We start from the raw sequence: 26547 nt of genomic DNA on the forward strand, positions 1-26547 counted from the left end.
AATTAGATATGTAGCTATCAAGTCGCTCAATCAAAGTTTGTTTTTCTTGCGTGCTGTGCCTACGCCGCTCGATGCTGCGAAAAATAAATTTTCATCTCGCTGCATCGTTTTTATATTGAATTACCTATAACCATCAAGCCAACCTTTAGGCAGATACTGTAAATCCTCTGGCTCATCGATATCATGCAAAGTATCTAGTTTTGTAAGTGACCATCCTAAGTCACGTATGCGCTGCTGGGTAATACAGGCAACGCTTGCGGTACTCCATTCAATGTTTGAAAACAAGCTAGCATCAGCTTGTTTAAAACCAAACAGCACATATCCACCATCTGAGGCTGGAATCATCACGCTATGTGAGTTGTCTAACTGCTGCGCGGCATCTTGAATCACTGCCGCTGTCAAACTGGGACAATCGCTTCCTATCAACAACACCTTTTTAAACTTTGCCAAAGCTTGCGTACTAGCCGTATACATACGCTCTCCCAAATCACCATCAGCTTGTGCTGACCATATTAATGACTCAGGCAAACCTAGCGTCTGCCAGCACGGATCATTAGGAGGTGGACTGACACATAACTCAACGCTAAACCCCGTCGCTAGCGCTTGACTAATACTATGTAATAGCAATTGTCGCGCCATACAAGCTGCGCCTGCAACTCCAAGCGCAGGCTGCAAGCGCGTCTTTGCCATGCCACGAGCGGGAAACTTAGCAAAGAGAATAATACAAGTGGATCGTTTTTGATTCATGGTGAAAGTTTATTCTTTTATTGGTAGTACCGCTGCCAGATATTATCAGCCGATACGCCGCGCCAATAATCAAAGCGCAGCTGCCACATCAGAACTATCGTGCGCCAAGTGCCGTGCTGCTCCCAGCGCCGTGCTGAGGTAATGACTTTGCTTTTTAAGCAAACAGGTTTGCCGATAGATTTTAAGCGTTTGCTGATCTCGACATCTTCCATCAAGGCTTGATTGGGATAGCCGTTTATTTCTTCAAAAACTTTTCTTTTAATAAAAATAGCTTGATCGCCCGTGGCAATACTAGTCAACCGCGAGCGATAGTTAATCATTTTACTGACTAGCTTTAGCGTCCAATCAGGACTGTCTAGACGTACATCAAAACGACCCCATCCTTTAACTTGGATAGCAGTGGTTATATCAGTAACAGCTTGAGTCGGCAACTTAGTATCAGCATGCAAAAATAGTAGTATGTCGCCTGTCGCTAAGGACGCGCCTTTGTTCATCTGCCGCGCGCGACCTGCTTGTGACTTAATCACTTGCCAGTCGATACCTGATTGATTATCGTTTTTTAAATCTGCAATAAACTTTTGAGCCAACACCAAAGAGTCATCATGTGAGCCGCCATCAACCAAGATAACTTGCTGCGGTGATGGGTTTAGCCCAATGAGATGCGCAAACAAACGAGGCAGATTATTTGCCTCGTTGAGTATAGGAACGATAATAGAAACCGTGGGCATGCTATCTCACTACTTCTTATTTAAATTCCAATTATAATTGGTATAACTGATCTTGGTCTTGCCGCTTTTTAAGTCAGCAGTTTGTGATTTATTAAGTCCTAATGACGAGCTATAACGCGCCAAAAACCCTTCTAAATCTTTGGTGCCGCGCCAGTTGCTCTCAAAGTCTTCTTTATACCACTTAAATATGGGTGAGACCTCAAGTGTGCTGCCCTTGAGACGGTTACGACTGCTATCGGCTAAGAATTTACTAGTGACCTGCTCTAATTGTTTATCGAGTTTACTGCCTGTGTAAGCATCATCCAACAATGCAGGACAACCAATGCTAGCACAGTTCACCGCAAAGTGAATACGCGGCTCATTATAGCGCCCAGAACCGCGAATCAGGTTGTGCTCGATATCATCAAGCGAGCGCTTTTTACCCAGTACGTTGACAAAGTCTTGTTTCCAAGGCGAGCTAAATATACCGCCGATATCCTTAATCGACTTTATATTAGGGTACTTAGTCAGCACTAAATCTACGGTACCCGCATTATAGACGTTGATTAAAAACGCCAATTGCTCATCTTTGCTCCAGCGGTTAAACTCAGACCGACTGACCTTAGCCGTCGCTGCCAAATAGCCATCAAGCTTGCTTTGGTCCGCTTTCATGCCATTGTAATTAACGACAGATGCTTTGCCCCCGTTGGTCATGTTGACGTTTTTATTTAGTAAACTGTCCCAAGCACTGTGGTTAAAATCAGCATAGGCAGCGCTTGATAGCATAAGGCTTGCGGCAATAAGGGCTTTGGTCGTTAAAGCTTTAGAAAATGGAGTTTTAGTTATAAGCATGAGATGAGCTCCGTTAATGCTGATAAGTTTTTTAAATCAAGGTGCTTAGAACTAGCTCTAAGTCGCACTTACTTTTTCGTCTTCTAAAGCGCCGCCGCAGCTACTACCTTGCCCTGCTGTGCAGCCGTAACAATGGTCACCGATAGCGATATCGTCACCAGTAGGATTTTGGGTGAGCAGATCGCGCAAATGCTGGCGCGATTTATTGGGTACAGGCATCTCAAGCTGCTGGTTAAAATCACAATCGAACAGCTCGCCGAGCCAATTAACACTAATGGTCGAGCGGCACATCACCTCTTTAAGATTCCCCGCATCATAGTTATCTTTGAGCAAATCCATATAAGGATGGAACTCGTTCTTAGCCAATAGTACCGCACCAAAACGTTGAATCGGCATATTGGTCAACGCAAAAAGCTGATTAAACTCTATATTAAAGTGCTCTTTTAATTCACGTTTATAGTCCGCCTCTAGCATCTGCTGATTGGGCGGTAAGGTCGCGCCTTGTGGGTTATATACTAGATTCAAAATCAGACCTGTATCTGCACGTCCGTAGCCAAGCGCGTTTAATTTATGTAGCCCTAAAATACTGTCATCAAACGCGCCTTTGCCGCGCTGCTTATCGACGTTCTCTAACGAATAACAAGGCAGTGAGGCGACTACTTCGACGCCATTATCCGCTAAGAACTGCGCCATATTCTCAAAATCTTCTTCCATCAAGATCGTCAAATTACAGCGATCAATGACTTTAACGCCAAGTTTACGAGCCTCGACGACTAAGTATTTAAAATCGTCATGCATCTCAGGTGCGCCGCCTGTGAGATCAAGCGTATCGATATTTTGTGCTTGCAGTACTTTTAAAATCAGCTCAACCAACTCGCGCGACATCATCTCAGTACGATAAGGGCTTGCTGCCACATGACAATGCACGCAGGACATATTGCACAGGTAACCTAGATTGACTTGCAGCGTGGTTAATTTACGGCGCTTAATAGCAGGAAAATCCGTATGTTCAAGCAGCTCGATAGTTGATTTCATAGCGTATGACCTTTGAGTGATGACAGTTGTGATTTTTAAAATATTTTAATTATAGAGTGGCACATCTTATCTATAGATGTTTTTTCTCTACACATATAGTCAGTTCAGTATAAAAAATGATACAGCGGGACTGGGATGAATTTTTCACAGCCTCTGTCTGCGTAGACGCAGCAAGCCAGAAAAATTTATACCAGTTTCGCGTTATTAAGTAACGTATCCATTTTGTTTAGTATTGACTATACAAGCAGAATATATGAAAACTTTAAAGATAAATAGTATTTTTGAGTGATAACTCATTTATTATTACACTATTTAATTTTTCTATTGTGACGCGGGGTGATAGTCCGTGTAACTTAATAATTGATATAGATAAACTATTGTTTTATAAATCAATTTATCTGATATTGCCTTTACAGAATCCTACTTATATGAATCGACAAAACGCTTGTCGATATAGCGTTTGACGTACCAAATCCAGTGACCTTGTAGACTATAACTGCCCCAGCTACCGATAGCGTATTTATCGCCGCAGGATAGCAAATACAAAGTACGCGAGCGCGGTTTATACGTTTTTAGGGACTCATCAGCTAAGTACGCCATTAGATTATCAGCCTCTATCGCGCCGCCATGTACTGCATGTACGCCCGAATGCGCCATATCCGTATCGGTACGGGTGGCGACATCACCTACCGCAAACACATTAGCATGTGAGCTGCTTTGTTGTACTGAATTCACAGCAATAAAGCCTTTATCCACTGTTTCAAGAGTGGTACTCTGCGTCCACGCTGCTCCCATCACGCCAGTTGCGGCAATGACGCTATTTATAGGCATAGACTTGGTATCCATAGCGAGTTCGCCGCCTACGTAATCTTGCGCGCGCTCATAAATGATTGGGATATCCAAACGCTCAAGCTGCTTGATCACGCGCTGAGTGAATTTGGTATCGAACCCTGATAGCAAATCATGCCCGCAGATCAGATAGACTTGATGATTGGGATTAATCGATTGTAGGGCAACTTTTGCTGCCATAACGATCTCGGTCGCCGCCGCTCCTGCGCCAACGATAGCCAATTGGTAATGATTTCGTTGCCGCGCGTCTGCTAGGATGTCCTCCCATGCTTGCACAAAATGATGGAGTGGTCTTATAGGAATGACACTATTATTTGGGGTGTCGGCTTTAGGCATCTGATCAAAAGAGTCTTGATTCAAAGGCAATTGGGCGCGTACAAGCCAGCTCAAATCAGTATCCGCTCCTGTATTGAGTGACAACACATCATAACTGTGATGACCCTCATCAGCCGTTCCCACATTTTGCGCGTCAGCATCTACGCTGGTAATCGCGCTCTTGATGAGGTTGACACCTGCCTGCTTGCATAAAGATAAGACATCGATACTAATATCAGACAGGCTATAATGTCCTGCCATCCAGCCAGGTAACATGCCAGAATACAGACTTTGCGACTGCTCGCTAATCATCGCTATATTTAAATGATCAGGGCGTTTGGTACGCAAACGGCGTAGCAGACCAATATGAGCATGACCGCCTCCTGCTAAGAGTAGTTTTTTTATAGGTAATTTTTTCATAATGATAAAAGCACTTTTACGATAAACAATGATAGATAGTAATCACTTCATAGATGCGCTAGTAAAGCATAAATAGGCGCGCTACTGAGTGAGTCTACTGTAAGATAACGACATAAATAGGTTTGACCACACATAGCTTTGTCGTTAAATTAGTTTTAGCATACGCCTATACCTTAGTATTAGCCGACTTAGTCATTTTGGATAGTAACCCTTTAACCGCAAAAGCAGATAACATTCGTGGTAAGAACCATCAAAGGCGCTCAAGCGTGCAAAGCCTAACTCTAACCTACAATAAGCTGACAAGAACACTATATTATTCACTCAATCTATCAAGGAATCTTTATGAGTACGACTGGACAAATCACCTCATCGGACAATAGCCATTATCTGCATCACACCTTTTTTGAGCCGAGCGATAATAGTACCAAAATCACAGCAACACTGCTTATCGTACATGGTATGTGTGAGCATAGCGCGCGCTATAGCGACTTTGCGCAGTTCTTGGCAGATCAGGGTATTGCAGTTGCCACTTACGATCAGCTTGGTCACGGCAAAACGGTCAAGTCGCCAGATGAGTTGGGGTTTTTCGGTGAGGAGCATCCGGTTCAATCGCTACTCAAAGACGTCATCGTTATGGCAGATAACCTAAAAGAGCGTCATCCTGAGGTACCGCATTTCGTTATGGGTCACTCGATGGGCTCATTTATCATCCGTAATGTACTCAAGCACCACGCGCATGATTTTTCAGGGGCGATCCTTATGGGAACTGCTGACGCTAACCCCTTGACTAAAGTTCTGCTACCTATTAACAAACTACTCGCAAAAGCGGCGCCGAAAAAGACCAACCCTATATTTGCAAAAGTGATGAACAAAGTTCTTAATAGTCAATTAAATAATCGCATATCCTCCTCACCTTTTGCTTGGATTAGCGAAAATCCTGACAATATCGCCGCTTATGAAGCTGATCCGCTTACTGGTTTTGACTTTACCAATAATGGCTTTTTGACCTTGTTTAGCTTGATGGATACTGGTCTGCGCAAAACTTGGGCGACTACTATTAGCAAAGACTTTCCGATGCTATTTGTCAGTGGTCAAAACGATCCTATCGGCGATATGGGTAGCGGCGTCAACAACGTTGTTCGTCATCTAAAAAAGCAAAAATTTACTCAAGTAGACATCCAACTCTACCCCAATATGCGCCATGAGCCATTAAATGAGCAAGACAACCAAACCGTTTATCAAGATATCTTGGCATGGATAGAGCGTCATACGTCAGATGCCTAATGTTTTAGGCGCTTATGCTGAACTTATTTGCTAAAAGCTGCTAAATTGGCGACAATACAGCAGGCAAAATTTTATTTACTAAGCCGTTTTTATTTAATTTTTAGGGATTTTTATGTCATTACAACAAACTATCGAACAAGCCTTTGAAAACCGTAACGAGTACAGCCCAGCGACCATGCCACAGGACGTGCGCGATGCTATTAAGCAAGTGCTTGAGCAATTAGACAATGGCAGCTTGCGCGTGGCTGAAAAAAAGGATGGCGAATGGGTCGTCAATCAGTGGGCAAAAAAGGCAGTACTGCTCTCGTTTCGCTTAAACGACAATTATGTGCAAGCAGCGGGCGATCATATCCAGTTCTATGACAAAGTCCCAACCAAATTTGCTGATTGGAGTGAGGAGCAGTTTAAAGAAGCAGGCGTACGCGTCGTACCACCAGCAGTCGCTCGCAAGGGCTCGTATATCGCAGCAGGCGCGGTACTGATGCCGTCATACGTCAACATTGGCGCTTATGTCGATCAAGGTGCGATGGTAGATACATGGGCGACGGTTGGATCCTGCGCACAAATCGGTAAAAACGTCCACCTATCAGGCGGCGTAGGTATCGGCGGCGTGCTTGAGCCACTACAAGCCAACCCGACCATCATTGAAGATAACTGCTTTATCGGCGCGCGCTCTGAGATTGTTGAAGGCGTCATTGTAGAAGAAGGCGCGGTCATCTCTATGGGTGTCTATATCGGTCAATCCACTAAGATTTATGACCGCGAAACGGGCGAGATTCATCGTGGTCGCGTGCCAGCAGGCTCAGTCGTTGTGCCAGGTAGCCTGCCATCAGAGGACGGTACGCACAGTCTATACGCGGCTATCATCGTCAAAAAAGTTGACGCGCAAACCCGTGCTAAAACAGCAGTTAATGAGCTGCTTCGTTTAGATTAATCATGACACTTTAAGTAGTAGCCGCTGACTACTACTTAAGAATAAAGAAGATGCGAAGGGCAACCTTTAGCATCTTCTTTTTAGTTTTACAGCATCCTTTAATAGCGCCGCTTACGTTATAATTCTCTTAATTTACCATTAAACACATTAGATAATCTTATGACTGAGACCCTACTCCGCAGCTCATCGATACCTGTCACTGACCCCGAAGCCGGTCTACGCCTGACTGAGATCTTTTATTCCTTGCAAGGTGAAGCCATCACCTCAGGCTTGCCGACGATATTTGTACGCTTAACGGGCTGTCCGCTCAGATGTGTCTACTGTGATACTGAATATGCGTTTACAGGAGGGGTACGTCAGTCGCTTGAGGCTATCATCGATACCATCAAAAGCTACCCTTGCACCCGTATTTGTCTTACAGGTGGTGAGCCGCTCGCGCAGCCTAATGCTATTGAGCTGATGAAGCGCTTATTGAGTCAAGGCTACGAGATATCACTTGAGACCGCGGGCGCATTGAGTGTTAAGGACGTGCCGACAGCAGTGAGCAAAGTTATGGATCTTAAAACCCCAAGCTCAGGCGAGGTGGATAAGAATCTATGGTCAAACCTAAACCACTTAACCGCGCATGATCAGATCAAGTTTGTGATTATGAACCGCACTGATTATGACTGGGCAAAGACCAAACTCATTGAGTATCAACTTAACGAATTGGTCGGTACCGTCTGGTTCTCTCCGATGTTTAATGTTGCAGACGATGTCAATGAAGACCTCAGCCCCGAGGTGCCGGTGCTCGCCCGCGAGCTTGCCGAGTGGATGCTCGCTGATGCCTTACCCGTTCGCTTTCAGTTGCAACTGCACAAGATTATTTGGGCGGATGCTAAAGGCAAATAGCGCTTCTATTACTGAACTGAGTATAGACAAACAAGCTTAGGTAAAGGATGTGAGATGGTCAAACTGATTTTACTAGGCTTATTGGCGGGCGCGTTTTTTAGCTCAACTTTCATCTTAAATGAGCTGATGAGTGATGCTGGTGGTCATTGGTTTTGGTCAGCGAGCCTACGCTACGTATTTATGTGGCTCATTATCACCTCCATTATTGTCCTGCAATTTGGTTTTGGACGTATTAAAGCGCTTGGCGTTTTATTTATTGAGCACTGGGGCTTTTGGTGTATCACAGGCAGTATCGGTTTTGGTGTCTTTTACACTGGCATCTGCTACGCCGCGGATCACGTCGCCGGCTGGGTAGTCGCTGCGACCTTTATGTTTACAGTTGTGACCAGTTTATTGGTGCTGCTCGCCTTTGGTCAACGCTTTGATAGGAAATTTATCATTTATGCCTTGCTGGTGTTTATCGGCGTAGTACTGGTCAATGTCAGCGAAGGTTTGCGTGCTTCTACCGTATCAGATATCAATATGGCTGAGATGCTTCTGCTGGGCGCATTGCCTGCCCTCCTAGCCGCCTTTTGTTATCCCATTGGTAATCAGCTCGTCTGGCAAGTGTCGTTTAATTCTAAGAGCATTAATTCTAAGAGCATCAATGCCAAAAGCATCAAGGCTAAGAATAGCAACGTTAAAAAAGACGAGGCGAAACAAGGTAGTGCTGATGATACAGTACCAACGTTAGCCGCTAGACCTGCTTTTGATGATGTCATATCAGGCGCAGATATGATTACAGAGGATGTTTGTGCTCACTCACTCGCGGCGCATCCTACTGTGCTCCAAGGCTTAATTGCTCGTATTCCAACGATTGAGACTACGCTTCTACAAAACGCCTTTAATAAAGTATGGCTGATGACGCTTGGGAGTTTGCCATTTTGGCTCGCTTTAGGCATTATAGTGCGTCCCAAATTACCCGATACCTCGCAGCTGTTTAATACTCTATTAGTGGCTTTATTGGCAGGGGTCGCGGCAACGACTATATTTTTGTATGCTCGTGATCAAGCCGTGACCTCCAGCGAAGTGGCTGGCGTCGACTCAACGCAGGCAAGCGAAGTGATATTTGCCTTGATAGGTGGTATCTTGCTGCTAGGTAATGCGCTGCCATCAGTGATGGGATTAGTAGGTATCGGATTGATTGTTGTTGGGCTGATATTATTTGCAAAGGATGGTTAGCGCCCTGCATTGTCAAAGTTTTTAGCGTAAACCCTTGATTTGAAACACGGTATGCACTCTTATTTTTAATACTCCACACGTCAACAACTGGCAATATCACTATGGTTAATGATTTAATTTTCCCCGATATTTTATTGTATTTGTTAGATATGGTTGGGGTCATTGCCTGCGCCATTGCTGGAACTTTACTGGCGCAGCACAAGGGTTTTGATATTGCTGGCTGTATCTTGGTGTCGATGGTCAACGCTATCGGCGGCGGTACTTTAAGAGATATGGCATTGGATCGACATCCGCTGTTTTGGATGACGGATTTGACCTATGTCATTGTGATTACCATGACCTCCCTTATTTTGCAGATATTTTTTCATTTGTATCACAAGATCGATAATGCTCTCAAACTCTTTGATGCTATTGGTCTGGCCGCTTTTAGCGTGATTGGGTTTAAGGTGGCGTTAAACATGGACGCATCACCCTTCATTGCAGTAATGATGGGCGTATGGACAGCGATTCTTGGCGGGTTGCTACGTGATATTATCTGTAATGAGATACCGCTGGTATTGCAGCGTGAGATTTATATTACCGCCAGCGTCATAGGTTCAGTGACTTATCTGTGCCTTCAGTACCTAGGGATCAGCGCGGGTATTAACGAATTTATTATGCTTCTGGTTATCTTTGGGGTACGTATGTTTGCCTTAAAGTTTGATTGGCATCTACCTTCTATCCGCTTGGTCAAGTGACAAGTAAAACGCTTTGCATATTAAAATGATTAAAAATGAGAGTCGCTCATGCTAACTATTGCCCTAGACACGGCAGTGATAACCACTTTTGATCCGCGCTCTTTGCTGTATTTATTCGATATGATCGGTATCGTCGCTTGTAGTATTTCAGGGACGATACTGGCTAAGCACAAAAATTTCGATGTCTTTGGCTGTTTGCTAGTCTCTATCGTCACGGCAATCGGCGGCGGTACAGTACGCGATGTTATCTTAGATCGTCACCCGCTGTTTTGGATGGTCGATATGAGCTACTTGACCGTCATTACTATCTCATCACTGGTTATGCAGATTTTCTTTCACCCAAACTCCGTACGAGTCGATAAGTTCCTCAAACTCTCTGACACTATTGGTCTATCTGCCTTTACCTTAATCGGTATCAAGGTCGCGGATAGCATGGGCGCCAATGTCCCTGTAGCGCTACTACTTGGCGTCATCACGATCATCGTCGGCGGTATCATCCGCGATATGATCTGCAATGAGATTCCGCTGGTGTTGCAGCAAGAGATTTATATCTCCGCCGCTTTAACAGGCGGTATGCTCTATTTTGCGCTGCGTAACTTAGGGTTTAGCGATTGGATCACTGATATCGTTACGATGGCGACTATCTTTACGCTACGAATGCTAGCGATTCGCTTTGATTGGCAATTTCCAACGCTTGAGTGGCGATACTAAAAAGCGCCAACTTCGCATGACGTTGACGCTTTTATGTGTATTGGTTTGATAAGTGTAGCTGTATTTTGACAAGCTATGCCACTATAGCCAAATCTCTAACCATCAACTGCAAGCTTTGCTTAGAGTTCCATTCATTAATATCCAACTGAAACAGCAGGTGCACTTTTTGCGCGCGGTAATCCCACACCTCGTTATCGAAGTTAAAATAAATCGCCTCAATAGGATATTGCACATCAGGATAACGCAGAGATAGCTTTAGGTGCTTATCTTTTAGTATCTTAAAACTAAGCACCTCAAAGACACCGTCGAATATCGGCGGCGCAAAGCCATGACCCCAAATACTGGCATTGGCTAAATGCTCAGCGAATCCTAAGCTAAAGTCGCAAGCCTGCAAAGGCCCATCGGTAAATTTTTGCTCAGCAAATACCTCATCCTCTAATTGTGCCATGACCGCATCAAAAGCATTGACAAAGCCTTCAAAATTGCGTCGTTTTAGAGTCAAACCTGCCGCCATGGCATGCCCGCCAAAATGGCTAATCAGATTAGGATGCTGCTCAGCTACTTGCTCAATAGCATCACGGATATGCACGCCAGCAATAGAGCGCGCTGAACCTTTAATAGGATCATCATCACCCGTACGTTCTGTATTGGCGGGCGCAAAGACGATGCTAGGACGGTAATGGCTCTCTTTTAGCCGCCCTGCGACGATACCGATAACGCCTTGATGCCAGTCATCTTTATATAAAATGATACTACGGCTCGCCTTAGTTTTTGCACCGTCATTGGTTTCTGTATTGCGAGCACTCTCTTTATGTGTGCGATCATGGCAGATGGTATCGTCATCGTTATCATCTACTGCCTCATCATCACCATTGTCGGTGATCAAGGTTTGTACGATAGTATCCGCTTGCGCGCGCATCTCGCCTTCGACTTGACGGCGCGTACGATTGAGCTGTTCAAGCTCATGAGCCAAGCGCTGCGCGGTACTCCAATCCTCAGTCAGCAGGCAGTCAATACCAATACGCATGTTATCCATGCGACCGGCGGCATTGATACGTGGCCCTAATACAAAACCAAAGTCCTGCGCTTGCATCTGCTTGGGATCGCGCCCTGCTTGTTCAAGAAGCGCCAATATTCCAAGGCTACAGCGCCCTTGGCGAATCGCAGTAAGCCCATGATGTACGAGCGTGCGATTGTTTTTATCGAGTACGCCGACATCAGCGATAGTGCCAAGCGCGACTAGATCTAAATGTTGACTGACTTGCACAGTAGACTTACCTGCCGCGCGGCGCAATTTCGCCAAGCGTCCTAAGACATAGAACGCTACGCCGACGCCGACAAGTGCTTTACTAGCAAAGCCACAATCTATCTGATTAGGATTGACCACAGCTTCAGCAGGCGGCACGGTCTTGGTGGTGAGATGATGATCGGTTATGATAACGATGATACCGTCAGCTTGCGCGCGTGCCACACCTTCATGACTTGAGATACCGTTATCAACGGTGACAATCATATCAGGATGATACGTCTGAATACCCAACTCGACAATCTCAGGGGTCAGACCATACCCATACTTGAAGCGATCAGGCACGATAAAATCAACGACCGCGCCCATAGCGCTCAGCGCCCGCACCATAAGCGCAGTGCTCGTTGCGCCATCACAATCAAAGTCACCAACAATAAGGATACGTAAACCCTCATCGATAGCTTTATCTAAGAGACGAACGGCTTGACTAACACCATGCAAATGCTCTGCTGGCAGTAGACCCGAAAGGCCAGTCTCTAGCTCATCAGGCGCAGTGATACCGCGACCTGCGTATAGTCTGGCTAGAGTAAAAGAGTGAGCAGCAAGTGGCTGCAGTGCGGCGGGTAGCTCGTCGATGCGAGTACCCGTATAACGGGGAGTTAAATTTAGCATGAGCGTATTCTACTGGCTTTTATAAAGGGTCACAATGATAATTATAGATATCGCTCTAGTGCTGTGACTTTAACTAATTGGTATTACCGTAAATGAGATAGACCTAAAATAGGTCATTGTATTTACAAAAACTGTGCAATCTTAAGCCAATATTCTGCATTTCGCTACAAAGCTATAATGGTATAACGCTCATAATTGACTACACTGTTAGGCAGCAAATTACTTCTATATATGTATTAATAATTGTGTAACTTAAAAGGATATTTTATGAAAACGACGCCAAAAGCTGAAAAACTTCCTAATACCATTGACCCAAATTTAGATTTAGAACAAATCAAAAAAGACTGCTATAAATTGGTCAAAAAACGCGCTAAATATTCAGCTGGCGTGGCAGTCATACCAGTGCCTTTTTTTGACGTAGCTGTTGATGCAGGTATGCTCACTCAGCTCATTCCAGAGATTAGCGAACGTTTTGGTCTCATTGAAGGCCGTCAGTCAGCAGTTGATCTTGAGTCGCGTGAGATTCATTGGAAAGCCCTAAAAGATCGTACAGTAGACTTTGCAGGTCTTATGGCTACGCGTGGTATCGTTAAAAAGACCATTCAGGGTTTTGGTGGTCGAATTGCTGCTAAGCAAGTTACCAAGTTTATTCCATTAGGTGGTCAATTGGTTGCCGCGACTATGGGCTATACTATTTTCAAAAAAATCGCTACCGATCATGTCGATGAGTGCTATAAGTTAGCAAAAGACATTCAGTCAAAGCAGCATAGTAAAAATGTCTAGAGACTACTAAGTACAACTATCTTATTATCTGTCAAAACCAGCTTGGACCTTATGTCTTAGCTGGTTTTTTGTTTGTTGCGAGCGGCAATTGATTACTAACTAGCGCTATACTGAGCGCTCATGTCTATTTGAACCCAAAAGCAATGAATCAGACGCTTATCCATTACTTTTTACATTTTGGTATGCCGCTACTCATAGCTTACGTGTTCTTTCGTAAGGACTACAAACGCGTCTATTTAATTTTGCTTGCTACTATGCTCGTTGATTTAGACCATTTACTAGCCACGCCAATATTTTCGCCCGATCGCTGTAGTATCAACTTTCATCCGCTTCATACTTACTATGCGATGATCGTCTATATGGCAATGTTATTTGTGCGCAAACCTTTTAGGATAATTGGACTGGGGCTACTTCTACATATGGTGACTGACTTAAACGACTGCGTCCTCACCTACCTAAGCTGCCCGCAATGTTTGAGGGATGCGCCTGCCCTTAATTTAGTCATAGGATTAAGTGATAGGTTTAAGTATTAGAGCCGCACTTTTAGTCATAAAATCAGTTATTATGCGCTAGTGCTTATTTATTGATAATTAAAGGATACTGTTATGAAAAAACTATTACTGCCAGCTACGATGCTTACAGCTTTTGCACTTGCAGGCTGTACCACAACGGGTGGAACCAACAATTCAGGTGACGCTATAGGAGCAGCTAATGAGATCGGCATGAACGTATTCAAAGCCGCTATCGACAATCAGTGCCGCAGTCAAATCGAGAGTCAAAAGACGTGGCAGATTGCGAGTGCCGCTATGACCGAGGCTCAAGAAGAAGCGGTCAAATCTCGAGTATGTGGCTGCGTTAGCGAACAAGCCCCGCAGCAAGTAACTATCGTTGAGCTAGGTAATGCCGCTATTGATGCAAGCTACCGCACGCAGCTAGTCGCACGAGTGGTCGCAAAGTCGCTACAAAGCTGCTATGGCAGTATCGTTACGCCATAAGCCGCTAGTCAAGATACTATTAAAATATACAAAACTAAAAAAGCACCCTATACGTCAATTTAGCGTATGGGGTGCTTTTTAGGTAATATGACTGAGATTGCGCCAGTAAAGTTTAGATATGATTTTGAGTTATTGGTTCAGGCTGCATAGCAACAGGTAATACTCTACTGCGCCGAAAGTACTTTGAGCTGGTATTAATAATATCATTAACGCCCTCAACCAAATCTTCGATAACATCATCATAAATACCATGATGCAATTCAGTATCAAAAGCGGTAAAAGGATGCTTACGCGCAGCCGCTCTTACGTCAGTAATGCCCTCTTTGGTATAGAATATATTGACACTACCATCGCTATTTAATACGCAAACCAGATCGCCTTCATCGACGACGATATCCATACGTTCAGGTATAAAGATGTAATCATCAACATCTAGTAATTCTTTTTCTACGCCTTTTTTAAACAGTGCTGCGACATCCATAATAATGCTCCAAATGACTACTAAAATCTCTTAACTGGTTTGATAACTATTCATTAAAATCTAGTACTTACTTATTAGTACTTGTCGTTCTCGCTTATCAAGTCAGTGTCACCTAAAGCGGCAGTCATAGGTAACACTTTATTCATGCGAAAGTACTTAGAATGACTATTGATAATCTCATTGACACCATCGATCAAATCTTCGATGACATCGTCATAAATACCATGATGGAGCTCGGTATCAAAATCGGTAAAAGGATGCTTGCGTGCAGCAGCTCTCACGTCAGTGATACCTTCTTTGCTATAAAAAATATTGACTGAACCATCGCTATTAAGCACACAGTTCAGGTTGCCCTCATCTACCACCATATCAATGCGCTCAGGCGTAAAGATATAGTCATCAACATCAAGTAGTTGTTTTTCTACGCCTTTTTTAAATAACGATGCAACATCCATAATCGTAGCCTTAATAAAATAGTTTTGATTTTGCAAGTAGACCTATTTGTGAATCACGTTAAATATAACCTGAAGGTCATACGGCATACGTTTATAGTATAAGAGATACCCAACTATTTTAAGCTAGGATATGTAAAACTGCGTTTGTGGTTGGTAAGGATGATTTGAAAGTATGTTATTTATAAGAAGGCTGCTTATTTTTTATAAGTTGCTTGTCTTTAATAAACAGTAAACAGTAAACAGTAAACAGTAAACAGTAAACAGTAAACAGTAAAAATAGCTAAACGTAAAAAAGCGAGCCACCCAAAGGATAACTCGCCTTTTGCTAAATATTAATAATATGTATATCAACGCTCTTAAAGCAGATGCGCTTTTAGCTCTAGCACTTTGTCACGGGTTTTTGCGGCGTCCTCAAACTTGAGATCACGAGAGAACTGCTTCATAAGTTTCTCTAGGCGCTTGATCTCTTTGGCGAGCAGATCAGGACTGCGTAAAATACTGATATCAACATCTGGCAGATTGCTCTTGACCGGAATCGCTTGATTGTCGTTAGCGTCCAGATCATCACCCGTATCGATCTTGTCCGTGATACTGCGGCGCGCGCCCCTTGGCGTAATGTTGTGCTCAAGGTTAAATGCCACTTGCTTTTCGCGGCGACGGTCGGTCTCATCTATCGCCTTTTGCATACTTGGCGTGATGCGATCGGCATAGAGTATGGCCTTGCCGTTTAAGTGACGCGCGGCGCGACCAATGGTCTGAATCAGCGCGCGCTCTGAGCGCAAAAAGCCCTCTTTATCGGCATCAAATATCGCCACCAGTGACACCTCGGGCATATCTAGACCCTCACGCAAGAGGTTAATGCCGACCAAAACATCATGCACGCCTGTACGCAGTTCGTGAATGATTTGCATACGCTCAACGGTATCAATGTCTGAGTGCAGATAGGCGACTTTGACATCGTATTCTTTAAGATAACTGGTCAAATCCTCGGACATACGCTTGGTCAAAGTGGTAATCAGCACACGCTCATCAAGTTCGCGGCGCTTGGTAATCTCAGATAACACATCATCGACTTGGGTCAGCACGGGACGTATCTCAATCTCAGGATCAATAAGTCCCGTTGGACGCACGACCTGCTCGACCACTTGCTCGCTGTGCTCATACTCATACAGTGCAGGCGTCGCACTCACATAAATAGTCTTGGGTTTGATACGCTCCCACTCTTCAAACTTCATAGGTCGATTGTTCATCGCACTAGGCAGACGAAAGCCGTAATTGACCAAGTTCTCTTTACGCGAGCGATCGCCTTTATACATTGCTCCAATTTGCGAGACGGTAACGTGCGACTCATCGATAAACAGCAGCGCATCCTCTGGAATATAATCAAACAGTGTTGGCGGCGCCTCACCCCACGGACGACCAGAGAGATGATGTGAGTAGTTCTCGATACCGTTACAGTAGCCGAGCTGTTGTATCATCTCAAGATCATACTGGGTACGCTCTTTAAGACGCTGCGCTTCAATCAGTTTGTTATTATCGCGAAAATACTCAAGGCGCGGCTCAAGCTCTTCGCGAATAGTGATACTAGCCGCATCCAACTTATTACGCGGGGTGACGTAATGTGACTTAGGATAGATAGTAATACGCGGCACGCTACGCACGGTCTTACCCGTTAGCGGATCAAACCAAGTAATTTTTTCAACTTCATTATCAAACAGATGCACGCGTACTGCCAATTGCTCAGACTCAGCTGGATAAATATCAAGTAGCTCACCACGCAAGCGGTACGTACCACGCCCAAAGTCCAGCTCGTTACGAGTATATTGCATCTCAACCAAACGCTTGATCGTTGCGGTGCGATCTATTTTGTCACCGACAACAATGTGGAGCAGCATCTTAAGATAACTCTCAGGATCACCTAGACCATAAATACAAGAGACCGAAGCGACGATGATTGCATCACGGCGCTCAAGCAGCGCGCGGGTGGCTGACAGGCGCATCTGATCGATATGATCATTGATAGCACTGTCTTTTTCGATAAAGGTATCGGATGCCGCGACGTAGGCTTCAGGCTGATAGTAATCGTAATAACTGACGAAGTATTCAACGGCGTTGTTCGGGAAAAACGATTTGAACTCACCATATAGCTGCGCCGCCAGCGTCTTGTTATGCGCCATAATGATCGTTGGGCGCTGACACTCGGATATGACCTTTGCCATAGTGTAAGTTTTACCTGAGCCTGTCACGCCAAGTAACAGTTGCTCATCCATACCACTATTAATCCCTTTGACGAGCTTATCGATGGCTTGCGGCTGATCGCCTGCAGGCTCAAAGTCAGTCACCATCTCAAAGGCGCGACTCGATATTTGCGTTCCAGACGCATTGACACCAACAATTTCAGCTTCGCCTTGTAACTGAGAGGCCAATTGATTTAACTGACGCGACGAGCGCGGTTCAGGCATACGCATAAGAACTGTCTTATTCAATAGGTTTATAACATTATGGGGTTTTAGCACTATTTTTAAAGGCTATTTACACCAAGTCTTACTTAGCAAAAAGAGCTAAAACAACGTGTTATTTGTGCTAAGTATTCAGAAGTCGTTTATTGAAGGTTACTTAGTAAGCGCTGTTTGATTGATTTGTAGACGAATAGAGGATAGACGTATTGATTCACCCCCTCTATATCGATCAAGATTTGGGTATAAAACTTACACGCTAGACGATATATTTACAAAGCTTTTCACGATTAACAAAGCTATTACATGACCACTCAACAAAGCCTAATAGTCTAGGGTTCAATCATCAATTCAAACTGTTAGTATAGATACTGAAATTGAGCAACACCCAAATCGAAATCAGTTAAGCTAAATAAATAATCTAAATTCTAATAAATAATGGAGCATAATATGAGAGAACGTTACGCGAGTGGAATCAATGACGACACTGCCAAAAAAATGGTAGACCTACTTAATTCAAACCTAGCAAACTTGATGGATCTGAGCATGGACACCAAGCAGTGCCATTGGAATCTGCAAGGTACTGGCTTTATTGGTGTGCATCAGTTACTAGATGACACCTATGATCGTTTAACTGAAGCCTTTGATACTGTAGCAGAGCGTATTGTCATTTTGGGCGGCAAAGCAAACGGTATCTCTAAACGCGTCGCTGAAGATTCAATATTAGAAACTTATCCCACTGATATTACAGAAGTGGATCAGCATGTTCGTGAGCTGACTAACCGTTATAAGAAAATTGCTGAAACGCTACGTGAAGCGATCGATACTGCGGGTGACGCAGGCGATGAAGATACCGCTGATTTGCTAACTGAGGTAAGCCGCGTTGTAGATAAAGATGCATGGTTCATCGGTGCTAATGCACCAAAGAAATAACTTATAATTAACACGTATGTCTAATTTAAAAAGGTCACTTTATAAGTGACCTTTTTTTATGCTTAATCGTTCTTATCGCTATTTGTAATTACCGCTATTTATAAAAATGCTACAAATCTTTGCTGTCCTGCTTTTGCATAGCTGTCGGATTCTCGACTGGCGCGTCTAGATCACAGCTGGGACGGTGTGAGCTTTGCATACGTAACTGTTTACGCTCAAGCGCTGCATCGGCGCGGCATTGACGCATAGGATCTTTTAGATCAAGCGGCGGGGCTGGCGTAGGTTTACCATTATCATCGATAGCTACCATCGTAAAATAGCAGCTGTTAGTATGACGGACTGTACGTGCGCGCACGTCCTCTGCTTCTACTCGTATACCTACTTCCATCGAAGTGGTGCCGACATAGTTAACGCTAGCGGCAAAGGTAACGAGCTCACCGACATAGATAGGCTCACGAAACATTACTTGATCAACGGATAGGGTCACCACATAGTTACCACTGTAGCGACTGGCGCAAGCATAAGCGACTTGGTCGAGCATTTTAAGTAAGTCGCCACCATGAACATTACCAATGAAGTTTGCCATATCAGGCGTCATCAGTATCGACATATAAAGCTCATGGTTTAGCGGTGCTTTTTTGGCAGTAGATGAGGTATTAGATTGAGCCATAGTTGTCCTTGGTCGTTGTAACGTTTATCGTTGCAAAATTTATCTGTCAGTTATACAGCAGGCGGATATCTAGTGCAAATTGATAACAGCAAAAAAACGGCTTAACCTAAATTAAACCGCTCTTTCTTGTAGCTCAAACACCTAAGCTGATGCCGTCTTATTTAGCCAGTTAAAGCGATAAGCCAACCAAGCCGTGCCAGCACTCACTGTACCTGTTAAAAAGCCACCCCAAGTAAAATCTACCAAAGCAGTATCAAGTGTATACCCTTTGTATAGCGCAAGATTAGTAAAGTCATAAGTACCATAAGCCATCAAGCCAAGTAAACCACCTAATAAGAAAATGTGCCCGATAGAGGCGTTCGCTTTTATCTGCGGATAAAGGACGATAATGCATAGCGCTAAGATATAGAACATGTAGAACACAGCTGCCGCCATCATATTAGGTTCATCCGCCAACAGATGACCTATACGTTCCTCATAAAACAGCCCTTTCATCGTTGATAACCAGACAAAATCTACGCCTAAAAACATAGCAACAGCAACTAGATAAACAAATGTATAGCCCATAATAATATCCTTTTGTAATAACCAAACACAGGTCCCAATTATTTTTTATGCTTTAACTGTACTTTAATATGATGTATATAGATTTAGTAATCGTTATAGCTTTAGGTCATTTAATTGTAAATCTGGTAAAACGCTCAGTAGTGTACTTTTAGCCAAACGCAGCCGCAGTGCTAGGAGCGCTGCGCAGGTTTGTTGTAGTGTCAGTAGGCTTATCTATCAGATCAGCTGCAGGCGAATCAGAAAAATGCAATATATCGATGTTGTCAGGTTTGACTGCAGTAAGCTGCACCACACCAATAGTGCGCTCCAAAAATCCACCCTCGCAGTAGCAAAAGTAAAACTCCCACAGACGAATAAAGGCTTCATCATAGCCCAAAGCTTTGATCTCTTTACGCTGCGACATAAAGGCTATGCGCCAGTCGCGTAATGTGTGCGCATAATCAAAACCATAATCATGTAATTGCTTGATGACCATATCCGTCTGCTTAGTAAACTGGGTATTTAGCTCTTGATTAGACAACAGGCAACCACCTGGAAAGATATGCGTCTGAATAAAATCGACGGAATCTATATAGTCCTCATAGTTTTGATCATTAAAGGTGATAGCTTGTAGCACCATAAGCCCTGTTGGTTTAAGTAAGCTATTGCACTTGGCAAAAAAGGTTGGCAAATACTCATGACCAACCGCTTCGATCATCTCAATACTGACAAGCTTGTCATACTGCCCTGTCAGCTCACGGTAGTCCTGTTTGAGCAAAGTAATTTTATCTGACAGGCCCGCAGCCTTTACTCTCACCTTGGCTTCATCGTACTGAGCGTCAGATATCGTCGTCGTGGTGACTTGGCAGCCGTAATTTTTGGTCGCATAAATAGCAAAACCGCCCCAACCAGTACCAATCTCAATGACGTGATCGTTGGCTGTCAGTTGCAAGCGCTTGCAAATCAGCTTAAGCTTATGCTGCTGCGCCTCGCTCAGGGTCGCCTCGGAGTTTTGATAAACAGCAGATGAATACATCATGGTCTCATCTAAAAAGCGCTGATACATATCATTGCCCAAATCGTAATGCGCCAAGATATTAGACTTAGAGCCAGACTGATCATTGCTACGTAGCTGATGCTTGGCTTTTTCAAACGCTTTACTAATGCCAGCAAATCGGTTCTCTAATTTATTGAGTACGGCTAAGTTACGCGCCGCTAAGCGTATCAACCCCGTTAAGTCATCGGTGTCCCATTCGCCATTGATGTAGCTATCTGCCAAGGCGATAGAGCCGCCAAACAATAGCTGACGATAGACACTGATATCATAGATTCTCAACGTCACATGCAGGGCATGACGCCCTACTGCTGAGCTACTTTTTAGACTCAAAGATTTATCACCGAAACTATGCGTATCGATAGACTGCGTAAACGCTTCAATAATGGTAATGCCGCCAAACTGAACGCGTTTGAGCGCCTGAAATATTGCCTTTCGAGCTAGGTTATTCATGCCTTTATTGACAGGTTGTAAGATAGCGCTGTCACTGAGCGTTTGGCTCATGCGGGCATTAATCTTTTCTAATCGGGTCGTCGGCTGACGTTCGGTCGGTCGTACTGACATCGTTTAATCATCCTTTCATACAGTTGCAGAGAGATAAAGGGGTTATTTATAGTACTTACTGTCCTTGCTACTTTCTTCACGCCCTTGCTTACTATCAGCAAGCGTTTCATCATAATTAATATAAGGCACTTTTTTGATAGCAAATAATTTAAAAGCATGCCAGTAGATACGGGTCAATGAGGTCATATTCATTAGCGGGTTTTTGCGTAAGCTATGCTGTATCGATCGCGTCGTCATTGGCACGCCTGACATTTTTATACCAGTCTTTAGCACCTCACCGCGTCTGTCACTGATATCGATCGCAATGCGAACGTGCAAGCAGTCGTCATCTTGATCAGTCACTTTCACCTGCCAGCGGTAGAGCTGATCGATGGGGTTAAAGGGTGAGACGTGAAAGTTTTTGTCATGGCAAAATTCGGTCTCTTGCCCTTGTAATAAAAACCCATAGTAATGACGCTTGTCCCAAGGGGTGTTAGAAACCTCTGCCAATAAGTGCGTAGGGGTTTGCTTGCTATCAAAGCCTATATAGAAATTGACTGGGCTAAAATACAATCCTGCATTACGGCACACAAGCATACCCATCATATCGCCTGTAGGCTTGCTACCTGTTTGAGTCACAAAGGCTTGAGTCAGACGCTCATTTAGCGCTTGTATAGCGTTATCACTACTTTTAGTCTTACTATCATCTGTCTTTTTTTGAGTATCATCTGCTTTTTCTTGCAAATAATCATCGGCAAAAAACTGCTGTAATGCCTTATGTTTGGCTGAGAACAGGGGCAGTCTTTTGAGCCATTTACTGCCTAACACTGATAGATTGATCTCAGGTAGATCCTGCCCTGCTGCGAGCGCACTGATATTGATGCCCCAATAGCGATAAGGGTAAGCAAACTTATGTATGCTTGGCAATAAGCGGGTGTGCCAAGTGGTGCCACTAAACAGCTGATGTGGTAAACCCTTATCACTCGTCATACTCTTGTGTTCACTAGCAGGATTTGTGCTCATGACTCTCTCATATGTTAGGCTTTACGGCCAAAGAAAAAACCACGTTTTTTGGTTTTGCCTTTACTAGGCGCATTTGTCAGTTGCAAGCTTGCGACATAAGCGACCAGCTCTTGATTGGTCGTTGCCGTCTGCACTTGGCGTTTTTTGAGTTGGCGCGTTTTTTTGTCAGCTTTAACGGGCAAATCTCTATAGCGAAACGGCGTATGGGTGCTATCACTATCAGGGATATGACTGGCATCGACCTCATCTTTGATCTCAATAGCGCTCCCTAACGCTTGGCAAACGCGCAGTCCACTACGTACGCCATCTTCATGAAAGCCATTGAACCAATAAGCACCGCAAAAGTGCGTATGCAAGCCACTACCAGAGATGCGCGCCCACTGCCCTTGCGCTGCAATCATCTCATTGTCAAATACTGGATGACTGTAATCGATGCTTTTGATCACTTGCGCCGGATCGATATCATGGTTGAGCGTGACTAGATAATTATGCTGCTTGGTCAAGCGCTGCAATATATTCATATGGTAAGTCAGCACCGGTTTGTTAGCTGGCGACTCCTTGCCCATCTGTTCTTGATTTGCAATGCTCGTCTGCTTATCTATTAGATAGTTCCAACTGGCCCATGCTAGTGACTTTTTGGGTAAGACGCTACTATCAGTGTGCAAAACCGCCGTGTTTTCCGTAAAGCGAAAGTGACTTAACACCTCTTGCTCATCAAGGCTTGCATCGGCTAATAACTTGAGCGCGGTATCTGCATGACAAGCAAAAATAACTTCGTCAAAGACCAGCTCTTCGCTATGGGCTTGTTGCTCTGCTGCGTCGTAGCTCACGACGTTTAATGTAACTGATCCACCACTGCTATCATCATGGCGAGTGACAGACTCTACAGGACTATTGACCCGCACTGTACCGCCCGCCTTAACGAACTTTGTGACCAGCTTATTCACATATTGCTTAGAGCCGCCTTTGATAGTGAACCACTGCGGGCGATTAACCACATCGAGCAGGCCATGATTGTCAAAGAACTGAGCAAAGAACACTAATGGAAAGGCTTGTACCTCTTTTAGGCTAGTCGACCAAATCGCCGACACCATAGGCAACAAGTAGTTGTCTGTAAATAGCTGACCATAGCGCTCACCTGCCAAATAACTGCCCAAGGTTTGCTCGGTAAATGCACTGACATCGCCGCCTTGCACGCGCACGCTATCATAATCTTGACGCAGTTTGCGAATGTGCTTATTGAACTGCACAATGTCTTTGACAAACTGCCAAAACTTTGGATTAAGTACGTTTTTGCGCTGAGATAACAAGGTATTGATCGTATGACCGTTATACTCAAACTTGCGAGCGATGTTCTTAACCGAAAAGCTCATATCAGTCGCTTGAAACGGGACTTGTAGCTCATGAAGCAGACGAAAAAAGTTAGGGTAAGTGCGCTCATTAAAGACAATAAAGCCAGTATCTATTGCACTTTTTTCGACGTTGTCGTCGTTGGTCTTTTTGCCATATTGCAACGCCACATCAATGGTATTGACGTGACCACCGATATAATCATTGGCTTCAAATATAGTCACGTCATGATGCGCGGCTAGGTAATGAGCACAACTCAAACCTGATACCCCTGAGCCAATAATAGCCACGCGAGTCTTATTTGATCCCTTTGAATCATCACTGATACTAGTGTCCGTCTTACTGCTGTCCTTATTATGGGTCAGCTGCTCTTTTGATGCTCGTTTGCGACGCATAAACGACATATGGCTTTTCCTTTGTATAACTTTATTATCTGTGATAAATGTAAAAATAGCGGCTTAATATTTGCAGCGTACGCCTCTTACTTTTTATTGAGCTTTTCGCTGACTTGCTGCCAAACCCTATCTGGCAATGCGCCCAATGTTTTGAGCGGTAGCGTGAGCTTTTTGGGGAATTCAATAACGTCATCGCCGCTATTGATACCATCACGAATAGCTTGACTTGCCTGCTCAGTCGTCTGAATAAAGGGCATCGGAAAGTCATTTTGTTTGGTCATTGGCGTCTCGACAAAACCAGGAACGACTAGGCTGACCGCAACATCAAAAGGCGCAAGACTGATTTGCAAGGTTTTCATAAGATAGTGAATTGCCGCTTTTGAGCTTCCGTAAGCCTCAGCGCGTGCAAACGGTACATAAGCGGATGCCGACCCTATACCCACCAAGCGACCTTTGGACTCAATTAGCTTTGGCAATGCGCCTTCAATAGCGTGTGACAGCGTACCCATATTGACTGACATTACCTTCATAAAGGCTTCACTATCAAAGTTTGGCATGTCTAAATACTCACACATGCCCGCGCCGCAAATGGCTAAGTCAATCTTATCGATATCATTAAAGGCGTCTATCACTTTATCGCGGTCCATCAAGTCCAAATCGATAGGATTGGCACCCAACTCTTTTAATTCAGCGAGCGCCTCATCATCGCGGCCAACGGCATATACAGTATGACCATCTGATAGATAATCTTTTGCCAACTGCTTGCCGATACCAGAGGTTGCACCAGTAATAACGATGCTTAGTTTATTAGCGTTATTATTCATAATAGAGTCCCTACTTTTATTGGTTTTATCTTATTAAAGGCGTTCGCTGTTGTATAAAATCTAAATAGTCAGCGTCCAAATAATTATAGTATAAGGCTGCACCTTTATTGTTGTAACTTCGCAATCAACTGACACAAACTATTATCATAGATTAAAAATAGACAAAAGAGCCCATCAAGAGTCATCCGTTAAGATGACAAGCTGCTCATTCTCTATATTTAGCCAAATAAAAAAAATAGACAAAAAAGCTTGACGTATTTTTTATCTTTGTTAGAATACGCCCCACTTAGCACGAACTCATTAGAACAGATGCTAAGTTCACTGTCAGCAGTGATTTATTCCTCAATAGCTCAGTTGGTAGAGCGTCGGACTGTTAATCCGTGTGTCCCTGGTTCGAGCCCAGGTTGAGGAGCCAAATTTTAGCAGTACTCTTTAGATTCGATTATGGCATTTGCCAAGACCCTCATCACTTTGATGAGGGTTTTTTTATGCCAGTATGCTCGCTGTATAAGCTTACGCATATTTAATAAATTTTAGTGTTATTCGCTTATCTAGGTTGACACAACCAAGAGACTTGGCTAAAATGTGCTCCACATAACGCAAACAAGCTTATCGCTTGATAGTAACCAGTCGTTATCACCCCTTATTCCTCAATAGCTCAGTTGGTAGAGCGTCGGACTGTTAATCCGTGTGTCCCTGGTTCGAGCCCAGGTTGAGGAGCCATATTTAGTTGTTTGAACCCTATTTAATTGTACAAACAACGAAAACCTCTATCTATTATTGATAGAGGTTTTTTTGTGCTTATAGGTTTTATAGCGGTTGAACAATAAGGTGTTCTTTTGGCAGTATTTGTTGTATGGTGAGCATAGTTTTGCTTAATTGATTTCATCCTAGTGTTTTGTCTTATAATATCACTACAAACAATGGTTTATTATGATACCTGTCCATATAAAAAATAAGTTCTCAGATCATCCGCAAAAGGTGATGCGCCCAGTAAGTATCCGTTTGTCTGAGGAGATGATTGGTTTGTTGACGGCTACCTCAGAGGAGCTAGGGTTTAAACGTATTCAGGGGTTAATACGTCTCTACATCCGTCAAGGTCTTGACCGTGATCATCAAGACTACACGCTTGCGCACGATGAGGTCTTTATCGAAACCCTACGTAAACATGGCGTAAGTCAGCGCATTATTGATCAGGCGATTATTACTACGCACAACAACAGTATTATTCATTCTCTATCTGAGCTAGAAAAAGACGAATAAAGGCTTAAGATTTAAAAAGGCAAAATACAAAAGGCTAAGCGCTACTAGAGTGCTTAGCCTTTTTTTATACTTACCTTTTGCTTGCTTATTCTATTTTCCATTAATCTGGCTTACCTTTATTGTGCTAACTTTAAATTGAGCTAACTCTTGCAAAA

At 43.9% G+C, this 26547-nt stretch carries 26 protein-coding genes and 2 tRNA genes; 13 read left to right on the forward strand and 15 right to left on the reverse strand.

The window, feature by feature from the left end; translation table 11 throughout:
* Window positions 1–120: 120 nt before the first annotated feature.
* The 5 genes from ACR64J_RS08655 to ACR64J_RS08675 all read right to left on the reverse strand — a co-directional run bounded on the left by ACR64J_RS08655 (window position 121) and on the right by ACR64J_RS08675 (window position 4925).
* Window positions 121–747, reverse strand: a complete 627-nt coding sequence (locus tag ACR64J_RS08655) for a TIGR04282 family arsenosugar biosynthesis glycosyltransferase (RefSeq protein ID WP_435949296.1) — start codon at window positions 745–747, stop codon at window positions 121–123.
* A 17-nt stretch (window positions 748–764) separates the two neighbouring features.
* Window positions 765–1475, reverse strand: coding sequence for a TIGR04283 family arsenosugar biosynthesis glycosyltransferase (locus ACR64J_RS08660; protein ID WP_435949297.1), 711 nt, complete (start codon window positions 1473–1475; stop codon window positions 765–767).
* 9 nt (window positions 1476–1484) lie between these two features.
* Window positions 1485–2306 carry a DUF547 domain-containing protein gene (locus ACR64J_RS08665; RefSeq protein WP_435949299.1) on the reverse strand — a complete coding sequence of 274 codons (822 nt, stop codon included), beginning with the start codon at window positions 2304–2306 and terminating at the stop codon, window positions 1485–1487.
* Between the two features lie 57 nt (window positions 2307–2363).
* Window positions 2364–3341: an arsenosugar biosynthesis radical SAM (seleno)protein ArsS gene (gene arsS / locus ACR64J_RS08670; RefSeq protein ID WP_435949300.1), complete on the reverse strand. Its 978-nt coding sequence runs from the start codon at window positions 3339–3341 to the stop codon at window positions 2364–2366.
* Window positions 3342–3761: 420 nt separating this feature from the next.
* Window positions 3762–4925, reverse strand: a complete 1164-nt coding sequence (locus ACR64J_RS08675) for an FAD-dependent oxidoreductase (RefSeq protein WP_435949301.1) — start codon at window positions 4923–4925, stop codon at window positions 3762–3764.
* 342 nt (window positions 4926–5267) lie between these two features.
* Between ACR64J_RS08675 and ACR64J_RS08680 the strand changes: the two genes are divergently transcribed.
* The 6 genes from ACR64J_RS08680 to ACR64J_RS08705 all read left to right on the forward strand — a co-directional run bounded on the left by ACR64J_RS08680 (window position 5268) and on the right by ACR64J_RS08705 (window position 10703).
* Window positions 5268–6209 carry an alpha/beta fold hydrolase gene (locus tag ACR64J_RS08680; protein WP_435949302.1) on the forward strand — a complete coding sequence of 314 codons (942 nt, stop codon included), beginning with the start codon at window positions 5268–5270 and terminating at the stop codon, window positions 6207–6209.
* A 112-nt stretch (window positions 6210–6321) separates the two neighbouring features.
* Window positions 6322–7143 (forward strand): 2,3,4,5-tetrahydropyridine-2,6-dicarboxylate N-succinyltransferase, encoded by an 822-nt coding sequence (gene dapD, locus ACR64J_RS08685; RefSeq protein WP_435949303.1) that lies wholly within the window; start codon window positions 6322–6324, stop codon window positions 7141–7143.
* Between the two features lie 159 nt (window positions 7144–7302).
* Window positions 7303–8034 (forward strand): 7-carboxy-7-deazaguanine synthase QueE, encoded by a 732-nt coding sequence (gene queE / locus ACR64J_RS08690; protein WP_435949304.1) that lies wholly within the window; start codon window positions 7303–7305, stop codon window positions 8032–8034.
* A 54-nt stretch (window positions 8035–8088) separates the two neighbouring features.
* Window positions 8089–9255 carry a multidrug resistance efflux transporter family protein gene (locus ACR64J_RS08695; RefSeq protein WP_435949306.1) on the forward strand — a complete coding sequence of 389 codons (1167 nt, stop codon included), beginning with the start codon at window positions 8089–8091 and terminating at the stop codon, window positions 9253–9255.
* A gap of 101 nt (window positions 9256–9356) precedes the next feature.
* Window positions 9357–9992 carry a trimeric intracellular cation channel family protein gene (locus ACR64J_RS08700; RefSeq protein WP_435949307.1) on the forward strand — a complete coding sequence of 212 codons (636 nt, stop codon included), beginning with the start codon at window positions 9357–9359 and terminating at the stop codon, window positions 9990–9992.
* A 48-nt stretch (window positions 9993–10040) separates the two neighbouring features.
* Entirely contained in the window at window positions 10041–10703 is a 663-nt protein-coding gene (locus ACR64J_RS08705; protein ID WP_435949309.1) for a trimeric intracellular cation channel family protein, read from the forward strand.
* Window positions 10704–10776: 73 nt separating this feature from the next.
* On the opposite strand, the gene recJ is transcribed toward ACR64J_RS08705, so the two are convergent.
* Entirely contained in the window at window positions 10777–12621 is a 1845-nt protein-coding gene (gene recJ / locus ACR64J_RS08710) for a single-stranded-DNA-specific exonuclease RecJ (protein WP_435949310.1), read from the reverse strand.
* A gap of 267 nt (window positions 12622–12888) precedes the next feature.
* On the opposite strand from recJ, the gene ACR64J_RS08715 reads away from it, so the two are divergent.
* The 3 genes from ACR64J_RS08715 to ACR64J_RS08725 all read left to right on the forward strand — a co-directional run bounded on the left by ACR64J_RS08715 (window position 12889) and on the right by ACR64J_RS08725 (window position 14399).
* Complete coding sequence (locus ACR64J_RS08715; RefSeq protein ID WP_435949311.1) at window positions 12889–13404, forward strand: hypothetical protein; 516 nt, start codon at window positions 12889–12891, stop codon at window positions 13402–13404.
* A gap of 128 nt (window positions 13405–13532) precedes the next feature.
* A complete protein-coding gene (locus ACR64J_RS08720; RefSeq protein WP_435949312.1) occupies window positions 13533–13937 on the forward strand; it encodes a DUF6122 family protein in 405 nt (134 codons plus the stop codon).
* A 72-nt stretch (window positions 13938–14009) separates the two neighbouring features.
* Entirely contained in the window at window positions 14010–14399 is a 390-nt protein-coding gene (locus tag ACR64J_RS08725) for a hypothetical protein (RefSeq protein WP_435949313.1), read from the forward strand.
* A 112-nt stretch (window positions 14400–14511) separates the two neighbouring features.
* Here the strand turns inward: ACR64J_RS08725 and ACR64J_RS08730 are convergent, their stop codons facing one another.
* The 3 genes from ACR64J_RS08730 to uvrB all read right to left on the reverse strand — a co-directional run bounded on the left by ACR64J_RS08730 (window position 14512) and on the right by uvrB (window position 17803).
* Window positions 14512–14880: a hypothetical protein gene (locus tag ACR64J_RS08730; RefSeq protein WP_435949314.1), complete on the reverse strand. Its 369-nt coding sequence runs from the start codon at window positions 14878–14880 to the stop codon at window positions 14512–14514.
* 74 nt (window positions 14881–14954) lie between these two features.
* Entirely contained in the window at window positions 14955–15335 is a 381-nt protein-coding gene (locus ACR64J_RS08735; protein WP_435949315.1) for a hypothetical protein, read from the reverse strand.
* Window positions 15336–15691: 356 nt separating this feature from the next.
* Window positions 15692–17803, reverse strand: coding sequence for an excinuclease ABC subunit UvrB (gene uvrB, locus ACR64J_RS08740; RefSeq protein WP_435949316.1), 2112 nt, complete (start codon window positions 17801–17803; stop codon window positions 15692–15694).
* A 438-nt stretch (window positions 17804–18241) separates the two neighbouring features.
* On the opposite strand from uvrB, the gene dps reads away from it, so the two are divergent.
* Window positions 18242–18724 carry a DNA starvation/stationary phase protection protein Dps gene (gene dps / locus ACR64J_RS08745; RefSeq protein ID WP_317198608.1) on the forward strand — a complete coding sequence of 161 codons (483 nt, stop codon included), beginning with the start codon at window positions 18242–18244 and terminating at the stop codon, window positions 18722–18724.
* Window positions 18725–18833: 109 nt separating this feature from the next.
* Here the strand turns inward: dps and ACR64J_RS08750 are convergent, their stop codons facing one another.
* From ACR64J_RS08750 to ACR64J_RS08775, 6 genes are all read right to left on the reverse strand, one after another.
* A complete protein-coding gene (locus ACR64J_RS08750; protein ID WP_435949317.1) occupies window positions 18834–19394 on the reverse strand; it encodes an acyl-CoA thioesterase in 561 nt (186 codons plus the stop codon).
* A gap of 141 nt (window positions 19395–19535) precedes the next feature.
* Window positions 19536–19961: a DUF2177 family protein gene (locus ACR64J_RS08755; protein ID WP_317198610.1), complete on the reverse strand. Its 426-nt coding sequence runs from the start codon at window positions 19959–19961 to the stop codon at window positions 19536–19538.
* A gap of 148 nt (window positions 19962–20109) precedes the next feature.
* Complete coding sequence (locus ACR64J_RS08760) at window positions 20110–21558, reverse strand: class I SAM-dependent methyltransferase (protein WP_435949318.1); 1449 nt, start codon at window positions 21556–21558, stop codon at window positions 20110–20112.
* 42 nt (window positions 21559–21600) lie between these two features.
* Window positions 21601–22560, reverse strand: coding sequence for a DUF1365 domain-containing protein (locus ACR64J_RS08765; RefSeq protein ID WP_435949319.1), 960 nt, complete (start codon window positions 22558–22560; stop codon window positions 21601–21603).
* 14 nt (window positions 22561–22574) lie between these two features.
* Window positions 22575–24314 carry an NAD(P)/FAD-dependent oxidoreductase gene (locus ACR64J_RS08770; RefSeq protein ID WP_435949320.1) on the reverse strand — a complete coding sequence of 580 codons (1740 nt, stop codon included), beginning with the start codon at window positions 24312–24314 and terminating at the stop codon, window positions 22575–22577.
* Between the two features lie 77 nt (window positions 24315–24391).
* Complete coding sequence (locus ACR64J_RS08775) at window positions 24392–25129, reverse strand: SDR family NAD(P)-dependent oxidoreductase (RefSeq protein WP_435949321.1); 738 nt, start codon at window positions 25127–25129, stop codon at window positions 24392–24394.
* A gap of 339 nt (window positions 25130–25468) precedes the next feature.
* Here ACR64J_RS08775 and ACR64J_RS08780 point away from each other — a divergent pair.
* The 3 genes from ACR64J_RS08780 (at window position 25469) to ACR64J_RS08790 (ending at window position 26392) form a co-directional block, all read left to right on the forward strand.
* A tRNA-Asn gene (locus ACR64J_RS08780) sits at window positions 25469–25544 on the forward strand.
* 232 nt (window positions 25545–25776) lie between these two features.
* Window positions 25777–25852, forward strand: a tRNA-Asn gene (locus tag ACR64J_RS08785).
* 210 nt (window positions 25853–26062) lie between these two features.
* Window positions 26063–26392, forward strand: coding sequence for a CopG family transcriptional regulator (locus ACR64J_RS08790; RefSeq protein ID WP_435949323.1), 330 nt, complete (start codon window positions 26063–26065; stop codon window positions 26390–26392).
* Window positions 26393–26547 lie beyond the last annotated feature (155 nt).

Source organism: Psychrobacter sp. DM8 (assembly GCF_051307025.1).
GTDB lineage: Bacteria > Pseudomonadota > Gammaproteobacteria > Pseudomonadales > Moraxellaceae > Psychrobacter.

What these genes read in the sequence shown, in the direction of transcription:
- uvrB (WP_435949316.1), bottom strand. Translation starts at nt 17,803, where the DNA reads ATGCGTATGCCTGAACCGCGCTCGTCGCGTCAGTTAAATCAATTGGCC.
- dapD (WP_435949303.1), top strand. Translation starts at nt 6,322, where the DNA reads ATGTCATTACAACAAACTATCGAACAAGCCTTTGAAAACCGTAACGAG.
- ACR64J_RS08755 (WP_317198610.1), bottom strand. Translation starts at nt 19,961, where the DNA reads ATGGGCTATACATTTGTTTATCTAGTTGCTGTTGCTATGTTTTTAGGC.
- ACR64J_RS08730 (WP_435949314.1), bottom strand. Translation starts at nt 14,880, where the DNA reads ATGGATGTCGCAGCACTGTTTAAAAAAGGCGTAGAAAAAGAATTACTA.
- ACR64J_RS08715 (WP_435949311.1), top strand. Translation starts at nt 12,889, where the DNA reads ATGAAAACGACGCCAAAAGCTGAAAAACTTCCTAATACCATTGACCCA.
- ACR64J_RS08735 (WP_435949315.1), bottom strand. Translation starts at nt 15,335, where the DNA reads ATGGATGTTGCATCGTTATTTAAAAAAGGCGTAGAAAAACAACTACTT.
- ACR64J_RS08775 (WP_435949321.1), bottom strand. Translation starts at nt 25,129, where the DNA reads ATGAATAATAACGCTAATAAACTAAGCATCGTTATTACTGGTGCAACC.
- ACR64J_RS08680 (WP_435949302.1), top strand. Translation starts at nt 5,268, where the DNA reads ATGAGTACGACTGGACAAATCACCTCATCGGACAATAGCCATTATCTG.
- ACR64J_RS08725 (WP_435949313.1), top strand. Translation starts at nt 14,010, where the DNA reads ATGAAAAAACTATTACTGCCAGCTACGATGCTTACAGCTTTTGCACTT.
- ACR64J_RS08705 (WP_435949309.1), top strand. Translation starts at nt 10,041, where the DNA reads ATGCTAACTATTGCCCTAGACACGGCAGTGATAACCACTTTTGATCCG.
- ACR64J_RS08760 (WP_435949318.1), bottom strand. Translation starts at nt 21,558, where the DNA reads ATGTCAGTACGACCGACCGAACGTCAGCCGACGACCCGATTAGAAAAG.
- ACR64J_RS08790 (WP_435949323.1), top strand. Translation starts at nt 26,063, where the DNA reads ATGATACCTGTCCATATAAAAAATAAGTTCTCAGATCATCCGCAAAAG.
- ACR64J_RS08765 (WP_435949319.1), bottom strand. Translation starts at nt 22,560, where the DNA reads ATGAGCACAAATCCTGCTAGTGAACACAAGAGTATGACGAGTGATAAG.
- dps (WP_317198608.1), top strand. Translation starts at nt 18,242, where the DNA reads ATGAGAGAACGTTACGCGAGTGGAATCAATGACGACACTGCCAAAAAA.
- queE (WP_435949304.1), top strand. Translation starts at nt 7,303, where the DNA reads ATGACTGAGACCCTACTCCGCAGCTCATCGATACCTGTCACTGACCCC.
- ACR64J_RS08665 (WP_435949299.1), bottom strand. Translation starts at nt 2,306, where the DNA reads ATGCTTATAACTAAAACTCCATTTTCTAAAGCTTTAACGACCAAAGCC.
- recJ (WP_435949310.1), bottom strand. Translation starts at nt 12,621, where the DNA reads ATGCTAAATTTAACTCCCCGTTATACGGGTACTCGCATCGACGAGCTA.
- ACR64J_RS08700 (WP_435949307.1), top strand. Translation starts at nt 9,357, where the DNA reads ATGGTTAATGATTTAATTTTCCCCGATATTTTATTGTATTTGTTAGAT.
- arsS (WP_435949300.1), bottom strand. Translation starts at nt 3,341, where the DNA reads ATGAAATCAACTATCGAGCTGCTTGAACATACGGATTTTCCTGCTATT.
- ACR64J_RS08655 (WP_435949296.1), bottom strand. Translation starts at nt 747, where the DNA reads ATGAATCAAAAACGATCCACTTGTATTATTCTCTTTGCTAAGTTTCCC.
- ACR64J_RS08750 (WP_435949317.1), bottom strand. Translation starts at nt 19,394, where the DNA reads ATGGCTCAATCTAATACCTCATCTACTGCCAAAAAAGCACCGCTAAAC.
- ACR64J_RS08695 (WP_435949306.1), top strand. Translation starts at nt 8,089, where the DNA reads ATGGTCAAACTGATTTTACTAGGCTTATTGGCGGGCGCGTTTTTTAGC.
- ACR64J_RS08660 (WP_435949297.1), bottom strand. Translation starts at nt 1,475, where the DNA reads ATGCCCACGGTTTCTATTATCGTTCCTATACTCAACGAGGCAAATAAT.
- ACR64J_RS08770 (WP_435949320.1), bottom strand. Translation starts at nt 24,314, where the DNA reads ATGTCGTTTATGCGTCGCAAACGAGCATCAAAAGAGCAGCTGACCCAT.
- ACR64J_RS08675 (WP_435949301.1), bottom strand. Translation starts at nt 4,925, where the DNA reads ATGAAAAAATTACCTATAAAAAAACTACTCTTAGCAGGAGGCGGTCAT.